Below are 13,623 nucleotides of genomic sequence, written 5' to 3'. Positions count from 1 at the left end.
GGTACCCCCACGACCCGTCCGGTACACCCTCGCGCCGCCGCCCCATCGTGGTCGTACCTCCCCCTCGGCCCGGCCATCGGGCCCACCGGGAAGGGAAGTTACGGATCCACGCACGTAACCCGCGTCCCACCAGGGGACTCACCTGTGAGGTAGCTCCGAGGTACTAGGGGTATGACCGGGAGCGGCCCGGGAATGGGCTCACCAGGCGAGCTGCGCGATCTCCTCCGCGACCACCGCACTCGCGTCCGCCGCCGGATCGATCAGCGGGAAGTGCCCGACGTCCTCCAGCAGCGTCACCCCCACCACCTCCCCCGCCTTCGCCGCCGCCTCCGCGTACGACTCGGCGACCGCCTGCGGCACGTCGATGTCGGTGCGGCCCTGGACGAGGGTGGTGGCGATCCCGGTGGGCAGCAGCAGCGCGGGGTCGGCGTACGGCAGGCGTGCGGCGAAGTGGTCGTCCCCGCCGAGGAGTTGGCGCGCCGCGCCGCCGCACACGCCGAGCTTGTCGGCGACCGCGACGTCGGCGATCGGAGCGAGGGCGACGACCCCCCGCAGGGACGGGGGACCGTCCGTGCGCCAGGCGGAGTCGGCGGGCAGGAGGTGCCGGGCGGCGGCCCACAGCGCCAGGTGGCCGCCGGCCGAGTGGCCGGTGAGCACGACGCGGCGCGGGTCGGCCCCCGGCAGGTGCTCCCTGATCAGCGCGGGCAGGGCGTCCAGCGCGGCGGCGACGTCGTCGAAGGTGTCGGGCCACCGCCCGGCGACCGCGGCAGCGCCGCCGCGCTCCCCGCGCCGGTACTCGACGCTGGCCACCGCGAAGCCCCGGCCGGCCAGGAAGGCCGCGAACGGGCTGACGTGGCGCCGGTCGTAGGGCGCCCGCCAGGCACCGCCGTGCAGGACCACGACGACGGGCGCGGGACCGCCCGCCCCGCGCGGCGCGTAGAGGTCGATCAGCTGGTCCGGGTCGTCGCCGTACGTCACCGTGGCGTCGGGATCCACGGGCGGGTGGGAGAGGGCCGACTCCTCCTCGGCGGCGGCCCGGGCGGCTGCGGCGTCGTCCGTCATGCTCCAACCTCTCATCACTACCACGCGGGTGACGGGCCGGCGGGAACGCGGCCGTTCGGCCGGGACGGTACCAGGGCGGCCACGCGCCCCGACATGGGGATGTCACGCTCGGTCAGCGGGCCGGGGGCGACGCCGTACGGCCTCACCCCCGGCCCCGACTACGCCAGCACCTCCGCCAGCACCCGCGCCGCCCGCTCCACGTCCGCGAAGCCGACGTACAGCGGGGTGAAGCCGAACCGGAGCACGTCGGGGTGGCGGAAGTCGCCGACCACGCCCCGCTCGATCAGCCGCCCCATCACGTCACCCGCGTCCGGGCAGCGCAGGGCGACCTGACTGCCCCGCTCCGCGTGCGCGCGCGGCGTCACGCACGCGACCCGGCCCGCCGGCACGTACTCCTCGACGCACTCCAGGAAGAAGTCCGTCAGCGCGAGCGACTTGGTCCTCACCGCGTCGACCGTCACACCCTCCCAGACCTCCAGCGCCGCCTCCAGGGCGAGCATGGAGAGGATGTCCGGGGTGCCGACCCGCCCGCGCACCGCGCCCGCCGCCGGCTCGTACTCGGGGCGCATGCCGAAGGGCTCCGCGTGGGAGTTCCAGCCGGGCAGCGGGGAGTCGAAGCGGTCCTGCAGATCCGCGCGCACGTACAGGAAGGCCGGCGAACCCGGCCCGCCGTTCAGGTACTTGTAGGTGCAGCCGACCGCCAGGTCCACGCCGTGCTCGTCGAGCCCGACCGGCAGCGCGCCCGCGCTGTGGCACAGGTCCCAGACGACCGGCGCGCCCGCCGCGTGCACGGCCGCGGTGAGCGACGGCAGGTCGTGCAGCCGGCCGGTGCGGTAGTCGACGTGGTTGAGCAGCACGGCGGCCGTGCGGTCACCGAGCGCGGCGGGAACCTCGGACGGGGTCACCGGACGCAGCGTGCAGCCGGTCATCCGGGCCGCCGACCCGGCGATGTAGCCGTCCGTGGGGAACGTGGTCGCGTCGACCACGATCTCGTCCCGGCCGGCATCCGCCGCCCGCGCCAGGCGCACCGCGCCCACCAGCGCCTTGAACAGGTTGACGCTCGTCGAGTCGCCGACCACGATCTGCCCGGCCGCCGCGCCGACCAGCGGCGCGATCCGGTCGCCGATCCGCTCCGGCGCCGTCCACCAGCCGCCTTCCGTCCAGGAGCGGATCCGCAGCTCGCCCCACTGCCGGCGCACCACGTCCTCGACCCGGCCGGGGACGGCGGCGGGCAGCGCGCCCAGCGAGTTGCCGTCGAGGTAGACCACCTCGTCCAGCACGAACCCGTCCCGCTTGGCGGCCAGTTCGTCGGCCCCGTCCAGCTTCTCCGCCTTCGCCGCGAGCTCAGACATGGGACCGCGCCGTCCACAGCTCGGGGAACACGCTCTTCTGCGCCCGCTTCTCCAGCCAGGCCACCCCGGCGGAGCCGCCCGTGCCGGTCTTGGCGCCCATCGCGCGGCGGGTGGCGACCAGGTGGTCGTTGCGCCAGCGCCACACCAGCTCGGCGACGTCCGTCAGCACCTCGCCCAGACGGGCCACCTCGTCCCGCCCGTCACCCGCGTACACGGCCGTCCACACCGACTCCACCTCGGGCGACGGCTCGTACCGCTGCGACACGTCGCGCCGCAGCACCTCCTCGGGGACCGCGTGCCCGCGCCGCGCGAGGAAGCGCAGCACCTCGTCGTACAGGCTCGGTTCGTGCAGCGCCTTCTCCAGCTCGGCGTGCACGCGCGGCGCGCCCCGGTGCGGGACCAGCATGGACGCGGACTTGTCACCGAGCAGGAACTCCATGCGCCGGTACATCGCCGACTGGAAACCCGAGCCCTCACCGAGCGCGCCGCGGTAGGAGTTGAACTGCGCCGGGGTGAGTCCGATGAGCGGCTTCCAGGAGTCGTTCAGGACCTGAAGCTCCCGCCGGGAGCGCTTCAGCGCGTCGACCGCGGTCGGGACGTCGTCCTCGCGCAGCGCCTTCGCCGCCGTCTCCCACTCGTGGACGACGACGGTGAACCACAGCTCCATCACCTGGGTGGTGACCAGGAAGACCATCTCTCCGGGATCGTCGGAGAGGGTGTGCTGGAGGTGGGTGAGGACATCGGCCTTGACGTAGTCCTCGTAGGGAGTCGTTCCCTGGAAATCGAGATGCGGGGTCTCGGGCTCGTGAGCCTCGTGGGACATCGCTGTCTCCTGCATGTGTACTCCGGGTAGCGGTCCGCCCCTGCCGTTACCGGCACGGGGGCCCCGGTCCCCACGGTGCATCCTGCGTAATCGTCCCCCGAAACCGCAAGGCCCGCCTGCTCACAGGCGGGCCCCGGACGGGTCACGGCTCAGCCCAGGACCTGGGCCGCCGTCGGGGAGGAGTCCTTCAGGAACTGCGCACAGCGCTCGTACTCCTCCTGCTCGCCGATCGACTGCGCGGCGCGGGCGAGGGCGTGCAGGGCGCGCAGGAAGCCCCGGTTGGGCTCGTGCTCCCACGGCACCGGGCCGTGGCCCTTCCAGCCGTTGCGGCGCAGCGCGTCCAGTCCGCGGTGGTAGCCCGTACGGGCGTAGGCGTAGGACTCCACGACGCTGCCCTGCTCGAACGCCTCGTCGGCCAGCCGGGCCCAGGCCAGGGAGGACGTGGGGTACTTGGCCGCGACGTCGGTGGGCGTGGAGCCCGAGGCGAGCAGCTCGCGCGGGCCGGGGTCGTCGGGGAGGTGGGTCGGGGGCGGGCCCCCGAGGAGGTTCTCGTGAATGGACATGGTCCCAGTCTCGTACATCAGCGCGCCCGGCTCCCGCGCTCCCTCCCCGCCTCCAGCCGGCTCCCGGCCTCCAGCGGAGGCACCGCCACGCTGCCGTGGGTGCGGCACTCCGGCCGGCAGCAGTCCGGTGCGGGGCGGCGTACGGTCGCGAAGGCGAGGACGGAGCCCACCACCAGGACGCCGGCGCACAGCGCCATCGCCCGGCGGAACGCGTCGTCGAAGGCGTCCGGAACGCGGTACGCCTCCGGGCCCATCCCGGTGAGCAGCGGCAGCGCGGCCACCGCGACCAGGCCGGCGGCGCGGGCGGCGGCGTTGTTGATGCCGCTGGCCAGGCCCGCGCGGGCGGTGTCCACGGAGGCGAGGACGGTCGCGGTCAGCGGCGCCACCAGGGTGACCATGCCGAGGCCGAGCACCAGGAGCGCGGGCAGCACGTCGGCGGCGTAGGAGGCACCCGGCCCGACGCGCAGCATCAGCAGCATCCCGGCCGCGCACAGCAACGGCCCGGCGGTGAGCGGGACGCGCGGGCCGATCCGGTCGCCGAGTTCGCCGGAGCGGGCGGACAGCAGCAGCATCAGCGCGGTCGTGGGCAGCAGGGCCGTACCGGCGGCGAGCGCGGACCAGCCGACGACGACCTGGAGCTGGAGCGCGGCGAGGAAGAAGAACCCGCCGAAGGCCGCGTAGACGCACAGGGTGACGACGTTGACCGCCGAGAACTGGCGGGAGGCGAAGATGCCGAGCGGCATCATCGGGTCCGGGCGGCGCTTCTCGACGAGGACGAAGGCGACCGCGGCGGCCAGGCCGGCGACGGCGCAGACCGCGACCACCCAGGACCCCTCGCCGGCCTCGATCAGCGCGTACGTCACCAGCGCGAGGGCGACCGCGCCGAGCGCGGCGCCGAGGACGTCGAACCGGCCCTCGGCCTTCCCGCCCGCCGACTCCGGCACGTGGCGCAGGGCGACGGGGGCGCAGAGCAGGGCGAGCGGCACGTTGAGGAGGAACACCCAGCGCCAGCCGGGCCCGTCCACCAGCCAGCCGCCGACGAACGGGCCGACCGCCGCTCCGATCCCGCCGAAGCCGGACCACAGGCCCACCGCGCGGCCCCGGTCGTCGGGGTGGAAGGACGCCTGGATGAGGGCGAGCGAGCCGGGCGTGAGCAGCGCGCCGCCGACGCCCTGGAGGGCCCGGGCGGCGATGAGGACACCGGCGTCCGGGGCCAGGCCGCACAGCAGGGAGGCCGCGGCGAACCACAGCACTCCGACGACGAACACCTTGCGCCGCCCGAACCGGTCGCCCAGCGCACCGCCGAGCAGGATCAGCCCGGCCAGGGTGACCATGTAGGCGTTGACGGTCCACTGCAGGGCGGCGAGGTCGGCGTCGAGAGCGCGGCCGATGCGCGGGAGGGCGACGTTGACCACGGTCGAGTCGAGCAGGGCCATGCTCGAGCCGAGGACCGTGGTGAACAGGATCCACCTGCCCTGCGGGGAGGCCAGCCGGACGTCGGGCATGCGGCGAGCATACGGAAGAGCCCGGCACCGCCGCGGTGCCGGGCTCGACGCGTCGTGCTACTTGAGGCGGGTGCCGTTGGAGCGGAGGTTCTGGCAGGCCTCCACGACACGGGCGGACATGGACGCCTCGGCCAGCTTGCCCCAGGTGCGCGGGTCGTAGGTCTTCTTGTTGCCGACCTCGCCGTCCACCTTCAGGACGCCGTCGTAGTTGCGGAACATGTGGTCGGCGACCGGACGCGTGAACGCGTACTGGGTGTCGGTGTCGATGTTCATCTTCACGACGCCGTTCTCCAGGGCGGTGAGGATCTCCTCCGGGGAGGAGCCCGAACCGCCGTGGAAGACGAAGTCGAACGGCTGGGAGCCGGCCGGCTTGCCGTACTTGGCGGCGACGCCCTCGTTGAGCTCCTTGAGCAGCTCGGGACGGAGGACGACGTTGCCCGGCTTGTACACGCCGTGCACGTTGCCGAAGGACGCGGCGAGCAGGTAGCGGCCCTTGTCGCCGAGGCCGAGGGCCTCCGCGGTGCGGACGGCGTCGTCGACCGTGGTGTAGAGGGAGTCGTTGATCTCGTGCGAGACGCCGTCCTCCTCGCCGCCGGTCGGGGTGATCTCGACCTCGAGGATGATCTTCGCGGCGCGGGCGCGCTCCAGGAGTTCCTGGGCGATGCTCAGGTTGTCCGCGAGGGTCTCCGCTGAGCCGTCCCACATGTGGGACTGGAACAGCGGGTTGCGGCCGGCCTTGACGCGCTCCTCGGACACCGCGAGCAGCGGACGCACGTACCCGTCGAGCTTGTCCTTCGGACAGTGGTCGGTGTGCAGGGCGATGTTGACGTCGTACTTCTCGGCGACGATGTGCGCGAACTCGGCCAGGGCGACCGCGCCGGTCACCATGTCCTTGCTGTGCTGGCCGCCCAGGAACTCGGCGCCGCCCGTCGAGATCTGGACGATGCCGTCGCTCTCCGCCTCGGCGAAGCCGCGCAGTGCCGCGTGCAGGGTCTGGGACGAGGTGACGTTGATGGCCGGGTAGGCGAACTTTCCTGCCTTCGCCCGGTCCAGCATCTCGTTGTAGACCTCGGGAGTTGCGATGGGCATCTGTCCGCTCCTTATGCGTGCGGTGTGGCGTACTGCGTACTGTCGGCCCTGACCTGGAACCTTGGCTGCGACGTCATTGTCGGGCCCATCTTCCCAGACGTGGCCGACTGGTCGACGGCACAGTCCGAGTCGTTATCGCGGTGATGTCGTACCCGCGCGTCCCCGCGCCGTACCTGCGGCCGGGCGGCCGGGCGGATCAGTCGAGGCCGAGCTCGTCCTTGGAGTAGGCGAACAGGTACGGCACCCCGGCGCCCTCCTGGATCTTCTCCGCGGCGCCGGTCGCCCGGTCGACGATGGTCGCGACGGCCACGACCTCCCCGCCGGCCTCGCGCACCGCCTCGACGGCGGTCAGCGGGGAGCCGCCGGTGGTGGAGGTGTCCTCGACGACGAGGACCCGGCGGCCCTTGATGTCCGGGCCCTCGACGCGCCGCTGGAGCCCGTGGGCCTTGGCGGCCTTGCGCACGACGAAGGCGTCGAGACGGCGGCCGCGCGCGGCGGCGGCGTGCAGCATGGCGGCCGCGACCGGGTCGGCGCCCATGGTCAGCCCGCCCACCGCGTCGAACTCCAGCTCCGCGGTCAGGTCCAGCAGCACCTGCCCGACCAGCGGGGCGGCCTCGCCGTCGAGGGTGATGCGGCGCAGGTCGACGTAGTAGTCGGCCTCCAGACCGGAGGAGAGGGTCACCTTGCCGTGCACCACGGCCTTGTCCTTGATCTGCTGCAGCAGCGCGCCGCGTGTGTCCGTCATGCCGCCAGCTTAAAGGCGCCTCCAGGCCCAGGTCGTCGAGGCCTCCAGCGGCTCCAGCGGGGTGACCAGGCGCGGGTGTGTGTTCAGCCCGTCCGGCGGCCCGGTCTGCGGCTCCACGCAGACGGCCTCGCGCTGCTCGTCGTACACCACGACCCACTGCTCGCGGCTGGTCACCTTCAGCTCCAGCCGCCCCGGCCAGGTGAGGGTGACGTCCACGCCGTCGGGCATGCCGAAGCAGTCGTCCCAGGGCCCCGGACGCGGCGCGATCCGCCGCCCGGTCGGCAGGTGGTCCTCCCCCCGCTCTTCCTGCCAGGCGGGCGCGAAGTCGATGCGCGCGTCCTCGCCCCCCAGGGTGCGGTTGAACCACGGGTGCCAGCCGATCTGGGCGGGGAAGGACGACTCGTACGTCTCCACGCCCGTCGTCAGCGTCAGGGACCCCTCGGTGAGCGCGATCCGCTGGGTGACCCGCCCCGGGTACGGCCACGGCTCGGCGAGGTCGTAGATCAGCACGGCCTCGTCGGTGCTCTTGCGGGCGGTGTGCCAGGCGGTGTCGCGTGCGGTGCCGTGGATGGCGTGCGGCGGTGCGTTGAGCGGCATCTGGTGCACGGCGGCGCCGTCCCGGAACCGTCCCTCACGGATCCGTCCGCACCAGGGCACCATCGGGAAGCACCCGAACCGCTCCCCCTGCCGCAGCAACTCCACGCCGCCGACCCGCAGCCCACCGACCCGCCCGCCGTTCCCCGGCAGCACGTCCACCTCCGCGTCTCCCGCGGTCAGCGTGATGTGTTCGTTACTCACGTCACGACCCTACTGGGACGATCAAGAGGGCGTCGTCGCGACGGCCGCCGCCGGGCCCGTCCGTCCGGGCTCAGTGGCGCCGGCGCAGGGCACGGATCGCCACGACCGCCGAGGCGACGGCCAGGGCCGCCGCCGGGGCCGCCCAGCGCAGGGGGGCGCCGGAGGAGACGGTCTGCGGCGCGGGGACGGGGGCGTAGCGGCCCCGGGGCGGGGCGTGGTCCACCTCTTCGGCACTGCGGCCGATCATCGTCCGCCGGGCGTGGGCCGCCTCCGCGACGGAGTCCTCCTCGTCCCCGGGGGAGGCCGACGCGCCGTCCGCCCCGGCGCGGGACGCGCCGTCCGTTGCGTCGGGTGCGGACTCGTCCTCCGCCGCGCCCGGGACGGGTGCGACCGCGTCCGCGTCCGGTGCCTGCGCGGTGTCACCCGCGTCAGGGGCGGACGCGGCCTCGTCCTCCGCGGGGGTGGACGACAGGGCGTCGTCCCCGTTCGGGGCGGGTGCGCCGGGTGCCGGTGCCGCCTCGTCCGGAGCCGGTGCGGTGCCGCCCGCATCAGGGGCGGACGCGGCCTCGTCCTCCGCGGGGGTGGACGGCGGGGCGTCGTCGCCGTTCGGGGCGGCCCCCTCCGCCGCAGGCTCGGGCAGACCGGCGTCGGCCGCCCTCCGGGCGGGCGTGGACGGCGGGGCGTCGTCGGCGTCCGGGGTCGTCTCGAAGTCGGAGGTGGCGCGGGGCTCGAAGTCGCCCGTGGACAGGAGTTCCGGGGACTCGGGGCCCGCCGGGGGCTCCGGCGCCCGCCGTTGCCCGCCCGGCTCCGGGCCGGAGGCCTCCGCCCCGGGACCCGAGTCCGGTCCGGGCGCCTCCTCCGCCACGGCCCCCAGGTTCTCCGCGAAGCGGTTCAGCAGGCGGGTCACCGCCGCCGCCACCGCTTCCGCGGGGAGCTCCGTGACGCGGCCCCCGGCCGTCGCCGTGCCACCGACCACGATCTCCGTACCGTCCTCCACGGGCCGCAGACGCAGCCGGAGCGCCAGCTTCACCGCGCCGCTGCCCCGGGTCTCCGCCGCGTCCCCGTCGACGGCGTAGGAGCCGTCGTCCCGCGCGGACACCCGCACCGCGCCCCGGTAGGTGACGGAGTGGCTGCCGACGCGGACCTTCAGGCGGCCGGCGACGGGTTCCGCACCGGCGTCGTGCTGGAGCCCGGGCACCGCCCGGGCGACCCGCGCGGGGTCGTCCAGCACCTCCCTGAGCCGTTCCACCGCGACCGGAACGAACACCTCGTGCTCCATGAGTCCGGAGCCTACCCAGACCGCGCCGGGCTGCACCCCCGTCGGCGGGAAGTCGCGGCGCGTCGGTGCGGAACGCGGGAGGGGGCTCAGCCGGCGTACCGCGGATGGACCAGCGTGGACGGCGGCAGACCGCGCACACGGGTGCGGCCGGCGGCCCGGGCGTCCGCCGCGAGGGAGGCGTCGGTGAGCGTGCGCGGCCGGGGCCCGGACGGGTCCAGGCGCGGCTCGGGGGCGTGCCGTGCGGCCAGTACGAACCCCCAGTCGCGGTGGGCAAGGGCGGTCGCGGGGCCGCGGTCGGGCCCGGCCGCGAAGCCGGCCTGCCGGCCGCGCACCCGGTACGCGGCGGTGCGCAGCCCCGCCGCGCGGAGCGTCGCGTCCACGGTCCAGAAGTCACGCGGACGGGACGCGACCGCGCCCCCGTGCGCCACGAGCCGCCCGCCGGGCGCCAGCGCCCGCCGGGCCAGCCCGTAGAACTCGCGCGAGTACAGCTTCGTACTCGCGGTGATCCCGGGATGGGGCAGATCCGAGACCACCACGTCGTACGCCACCGGGGGCGCCCCCCGCAGCCAGTCGAAGGCGTCCGCGGCGGTGACGCGTACGCGCGGGTCGTCCAGGGAGTGCGCGTTCAGCGCGGACAGCGCCGGGTCGCGGCGGGCCAGCCGCACCAGGCCCGCGTCCAGCTCCACGACGTCGACCCGGCGCACGCCGGTGTGGCGCAGCACCTCGCGCACGGCCAGCCCGTCACCGCCGCCGAGGACGAGCACGCGGGCGTGGGGGCCGTTCATCGCGGGGTGCACCAGCGCCTCGTGGTACCGGGCCTCGTCCCGGCCGCCGACCCGCAGCCGCCCGTCGAGGAACAGGTTCAGCGGCCGCCCGTCCCGCCCGCCGGTGAGCAGCACCTCCTGCACGTCCGTCCGCAGGGCCACCCGTACGTCCGAGCCGTACAGGGCGTGCCGGGCCGCCCGTTCGAAGTCGTCGACCAGGACGGCGGCCGAGCCGAGGACCGCCAGCACGCACACGTTGGCGACGACCAGCGTCCGGCGCGCACGGCGCGAGAGGTCCTGCCGGAACAGCCCGAGCACCAGCGCGCCCCCGACGACCGCGTTGACGGCCCCCGTGACCAGCGCGCCGGTCACCTGGCCGAGCAGCGGCAGGAGGAGGAAGGGAAAGGCGAGTCCGCCGACCAGGGCGCCGACGTAGTCGGCGGCGGACAGGTCGGCCACCGCGCCCCCGGCGTCCTGCCGGCGGATCCGCTGGATCAGCTCCATCAGCAGCGGCACCTCCGCCCCGATCAGCAGGCCGGTGGCGAGGGAGAAGGCGACCAGCAGCGCGCGCGGGCCGCTCGCCCACATCCCGCCCCAGTCACCCGTCCAGGCGAACACGGCGTACAGGGCCATCGCGCTGCACCCGCCGACCAGCGCCAGGGCCGCCTCGACGGCGCCGAACCCGGCCGCCGCGTGCCGCCGCAGCCGCTTCGCGGCCAGCGAGCCGATACCCATCGCGAAGACCATCACGGACAGCACGACGGACGCCTGGGTGACCGAGTCCCCCATCAAGTACGTCGCGAGCGCGACGAGTTCGAGCTCGTACACGAGTCCGCAGGCCGCGCAGACGAACACGCCCGCGAGGACCAGGAACCGCCCGGTGCCCTGCCGCACGGGCAGCCGCACCGTGCTCCCCGCGTCGCCGCCGGGCCCGTCCCAGGACTGCGCGGAGCCGGGCGGTGCGGGGGCCTGCGGTCCGATCACGCCAGCGACGTTACGTTACTGCTCCACAGCACAACGTCACCCACACGCGTGATATTTGTTTACGCCCGCCCCGTACCGGTGTGCGCCATCGCCCGCACCCCGACCTTCGTCCGTGTGGCCACCAGCTGCCCTTCCTGCGGGTAGGCGTGCCAGGTCCGCCAGTGGACCTGGCCCTCGTGCCACTGGGCCAGCATCGCGGTGAACGCGTGCGGACTGCCGGGGAAGACACCGGCGAGTCCCTGCGGGTGGTCGGCGACCAGCGCGAGCAACTCCTGCGCCCGGCCCGCGAAGGACCCCGGGGGCAGCACCTCGACCCGGGCGGCGAACTCGTACTCCCAGTCGTCCACGCGCTTGGCCACGCCCAGCGGGAGCGGCGTGCTGCTGCCCGGGTCGCACGCCACCGTCTCCGAGCACAGGCCCCTCTCCTCCTCCACCAGCACCTGGTGGGAGGCGCCCAGCAGCCGCAACTGGAGTTTCGCGCCCGTCAGTTCGAGGTCGAGCGTGGCCAGCGCGGGAAGCGGCTCACGCCCCAGGGCCCAGGCGAGGTCGGCCGCGCGGGTGTCGGAATAGGCGGTGTTCAGGGTCGTGAGCATGGATCGGCTCCGCAAGCACACAAGGAGAGGGAGAGGAGGGTCCGCGCGCTCCGGTCGCACCGGAGAACCCGGGCCGGCAGCCCGGTCACCCGGCCGGAAGAAGGGTCCGCGGGGAGTCCGAGGGCTGCGCTGGTGATTTATAGGGAATCATGAACTGTGGCTCCACCACAGGGTTTTTACCCAACTTCGTGGGGTTTCCATCCCCTCGGGGGCTCCTCAGCTCAACTGTTCAACCCCCAAGTACGCCCCCGGGCAACGGCGTACGCCCGTCGCATCACACCCCCGGCACCCGAACGGAACCGGACGGGCCGCCCCCGCCCGACGACACAGCGGGGCCCGCCCCAGGTGCGGACCCCGCTGTCGCGGATGCGTCATCTCCCGATGTGGAGGCGCGCTGCCCCGTGTCAGCCGCCTCCACCGCCGCATCCGCCGCCCCCGCAGGACGACCCGCCTCCGCAGGACGAGCCACCCCCGCAGGACGATCCACCGCCGGAGTCCGACGACGAGCCGGAGGAGCTGCTGCTGCCTCCGTCGCCCGCCCACCAGCTGCTCCGGCGCCCGCCGCGATGGCTGCCGGACGACGCGGCGGGACGGCGCACCGGACGGAGCGCCCCCCTCCGGGCCGACCTGCGCCGCCCGACGACGCCGGACACCACGAACAACAGGACGAACACACCCAGGCTGATAGCGAAGAGCATGGCGTCGCCCTCCTTCCGAATCCCCCGTGATCCCCCGAAGCGGCCCCCCGTGGGCGCCTCGCTCACGCGTGTGACCGGGAGATGCCCTCCGCCCGCGCGGCCCAAAGCAGAGTTGAGGAAGTCCAGAGGTTCGGCGCAGGATGGCCGCCATGACCTCCAGCGCGCGCCCCCTGCTGAACCGTCGGCTGGCCGAGTTCGGGACGACGATCTTCGCCGAGATGTCGGCCCTGGCCCTGCGGACCGGAGCCATCAACCTGGGTCAGGGCTTCCCCGACACCGACGGCCCCGAGGAGGTCAGGGAGGCCGCCGTACGGGCCCTGCGCGACGGCCGCGGCAACCAGTACCCGCCGGGCCCCGGCGTCCCCGAGCTGCGCGCCGCCGTCGCCGCGCACCAGCTGCGCCGCTACGGCCTGTCCGTCGACCCCGACGCCGAGGTCCTGGTCACCGCGGGCGCCACCGAGGCCATCGCGGCCACGCTGCTCGCCCTGGTGGAGCCCGGCGACGAGGTGGTCGCCCTCGAGCCGTACTACGACTCCTACGCCGCCTGCGTCGCCATGGCGGGCGGCACCCGCGTCCCGGTCACGCTGCGCCCCCGCGAGGGCCGCTTCCGCCTCGACCTCGACGAACTGCGCGACGCCGTCACCGACCGCACCCGCCTGCTGCTGATCAACACCCCGCACAACCCGACCGGCACGGTCCTCACCCGCGAGGAGCTGACGGCCGTCGCCGAGCTGGCCGTCGAGCGCGATCTGCTCGTCGTGACCGACGAGGTCTACGAGCACCTCGTCTTCGACGACGCCGAGCACGTCCCCCTGGCCACCCTCCCCGGCATGCGGGAGCGCACGGTGACCATCTCCAGCGCGGGCAAGACGTTCTCCTTCACCGGCTGGAAGGTCGGCTGGGTGACAGCCTCCCCGGAACTGGTCACGGCCGTCCGCTCGGCCAAGCAGTACCTGACCTATGTCTCCGCCAGCCCCTTCCAGTACGCCATCGCCGAGGCCCTCGCCCTGCCCGACTCGTACTTCACCGGCCTCCGCGCGGACCTGCGCGCCAAGCGCGACGTCCTGGCGGCGGGCCTGGAGGACGCGGGCCTGACCGTGTACCGCCCCTCCGGCACCTACTTCGTCACCGCCGACATCCGCCCCCTGGGCGAGACCGACGGCGTCGCCTTCTGCCGCGCCCTGCCGGAGCGCGCGGGCGTCGTCGCCATCCCCACGGCCGTCTTCTACGACCACCGCGAGATGGGCGCCCCCTTCGTCCGCTTCGCGTTCTGCAAGAAGCGGTCCGTGCTCGAGGAGGCCGCCCGGCGCCTGAAGAACGCCGGGAGCCGCTGAGCGTGATCACTCAGCCCTGGACGACCCCAGTGTG

12 protein-coding genes are annotated in these 13,623 nt (G+C 74.3%); 1 reads left to right on the top strand and 11 read right to left on the bottom strand.

All coding sequences use genetic code 11. From position 1 onward, the window contains the following. Window positions 1–198 precede the first annotated feature (198 nt). From BU52_RS14400 to BU52_RS14350, 11 genes are all read right to left on the bottom strand, one after another. Window positions 199–1,062 carry an alpha/beta hydrolase gene (locus tag BU52_RS14400; protein ID WP_037933587.1) on the bottom strand — a complete coding sequence of 288 codons (864 nt, stop codon included), beginning with the start codon at window positions 1,060–1,062 and terminating at the stop codon, window positions 199–201. 158 nt (window positions 1,063–1,220) lie between these two features. Continuing rightward, a complete protein-coding gene (kynU, locus tag BU52_RS14395; RefSeq protein WP_037933586.1) occupies window positions 1,221–2,414 on the bottom strand; it encodes a kynureninase in 1,194 nt (397 codons plus the stop codon). Beyond that, window positions 2,407–3,237, bottom strand: a complete 831-nt coding sequence (locus tag BU52_RS14390) for a tryptophan 2,3-dioxygenase family protein (RefSeq protein WP_037933583.1) — start codon at window positions 3,235–3,237, stop codon at window positions 2,407–2,409. Before BU52_RS14390 ends, kynU begins: the two co-directional genes overlap by 8 nt. A gap of 149 nt (window positions 3,238–3,386) precedes the next feature. Further along, window positions 3,387–3,800 (bottom strand): DUF3151 domain-containing protein, encoded by a 414-nt coding sequence (locus BU52_RS14385; protein WP_037933862.1) that lies wholly within the window; start codon window positions 3,798–3,800, stop codon window positions 3,387–3,389. A gap of 17 nt (window positions 3,801–3,817) precedes the next feature. Then, entirely contained in the window at window positions 3,818–5,305 is a 1,488-nt protein-coding gene (locus BU52_RS14380; RefSeq protein ID WP_051858194.1) for an MFS transporter, read from the bottom strand. A 57-nt stretch (window positions 5,306–5,362) separates the two neighbouring features. Next, complete coding sequence (fbaA, locus tag BU52_RS14375) at window positions 5,363–6,394, bottom strand: class II fructose-bisphosphate aldolase (RefSeq protein WP_037933581.1); 1,032 nt, start codon at window positions 6,392–6,394, stop codon at window positions 5,363–5,365. A 196-nt stretch (window positions 6,395–6,590) separates the two neighbouring features. Then, window positions 6,591–7,139, bottom strand: coding sequence for an orotate phosphoribosyltransferase (gene pyrE, locus BU52_RS14370; RefSeq protein ID WP_037933579.1), 549 nt, complete (start codon window positions 7,137–7,139; stop codon window positions 6,591–6,593). 9 nt (window positions 7,140–7,148) lie between these two features. After that, a complete protein-coding gene (locus BU52_RS14365) occupies window positions 7,149–7,937 on the bottom strand; it encodes an aldose epimerase family protein (RefSeq protein ID WP_037933576.1) in 789 nt (262 codons plus the stop codon). Between the two features lie 70 nt (window positions 7,938–8,007). Continuing rightward, on the bottom strand, window positions 8,008–9,216 hold the full coding sequence (locus BU52_RS14360; RefSeq protein WP_037933575.1) for an SRPBCC domain-containing protein: 1,209 nt from the start codon (window positions 9,214–9,216) through the stop codon (window positions 8,008–8,010). 86 nt (window positions 9,217–9,302) lie between these two features. After that, window positions 9,303–10,964, bottom strand: coding sequence for a polyamine aminopropyltransferase (locus tag BU52_RS14355; RefSeq protein ID WP_037933573.1), 1,662 nt, complete (start codon window positions 10,962–10,964; stop codon window positions 9,303–9,305). 59 nt (window positions 10,965–11,023) lie between these two features. Beyond that, window positions 11,024–11,557: a DUF2617 family protein gene (locus BU52_RS14350; protein WP_037933572.1), complete on the bottom strand. Its 534-nt coding sequence runs from the start codon at window positions 11,555–11,557 to the stop codon at window positions 11,024–11,026. A gap of 838 nt (window positions 11,558–12,395) precedes the next feature. Between BU52_RS14350 and BU52_RS14345 the strand changes: the two genes are divergently transcribed. Beyond that, a complete protein-coding gene (locus tag BU52_RS14345) occupies window positions 12,396–13,589 on the top strand; it encodes a pyridoxal phosphate-dependent aminotransferase (protein ID WP_037933570.1) in 1,194 nt (397 codons plus the stop codon). Window positions 13,590–13,623 lie beyond the last annotated feature (34 nt).

The organism is Streptomyces toyocaensis (assembly GCF_000725125.1).
GTDB lineage: Bacteria > Actinomycetota > Actinomycetes > Streptomycetales > Streptomycetaceae > Streptomyces > Streptomyces toyocaensis.
This window is presented reverse-complemented; position numbering and strand designations above follow the sequence as displayed.

Bases quoted from the DNA above. Each gene is read 5' to 3' on its own strand.
- BU52_RS14345 (WP_037933570.1), top strand. From the start codon at position 12,396: ATGGCCGCCATGACCTCCAGCGCGCGCCCCCTGCTGAACCGTCGGCTG.
- BU52_RS14385 (WP_037933862.1), bottom strand. From the start codon at position 3,800: ATGTCCATTCACGAGAACCTCCTCGGGGGCCCGCCCCCGACCCACCTC.
- BU52_RS14390 (WP_037933583.1), bottom strand. From the start codon at position 3,237: ATGTCCCACGAGGCTCACGAGCCCGAGACCCCGCATCTCGATTTCCAG.
- kynU (WP_037933586.1), bottom strand. From the start codon at position 2,414: ATGTCTGAGCTCGCGGCGAAGGCGGAGAAGCTGGACGGGGCCGACGAA.
- BU52_RS14380 (WP_051858194.1), bottom strand. From the start codon at position 5,305: ATGCCCGACGTCCGGCTGGCCTCCCCGCAGGGCAGGTGGATCCTGTTC.
- BU52_RS14360 (WP_037933575.1), bottom strand. From the start codon at position 9,216: ATGGAGCACGAGGTGTTCGTTCCGGTCGCGGTGGAACGGCTCAGGGAG.
- pyrE (WP_037933579.1), bottom strand. From the start codon at position 7,139: ATGACGGACACACGCGGCGCGCTGCTGCAGCAGATCAAGGACAAGGCC.
- BU52_RS14350 (WP_037933572.1), bottom strand. From the start codon at position 11,557: ATGCTCACGACCCTGAACACCGCCTATTCCGACACCCGCGCGGCCGAC.
- BU52_RS14400 (WP_037933587.1), bottom strand. From the start codon at position 1,062: ATGACGGACGACGCCGCAGCCGCCCGGGCCGCCGCCGAGGAGGAGTCG.
- fbaA (WP_037933581.1), bottom strand. From the start codon at position 6,394: ATGCCCATCGCAACTCCCGAGGTCTACAACGAGATGCTGGACCGGGCG.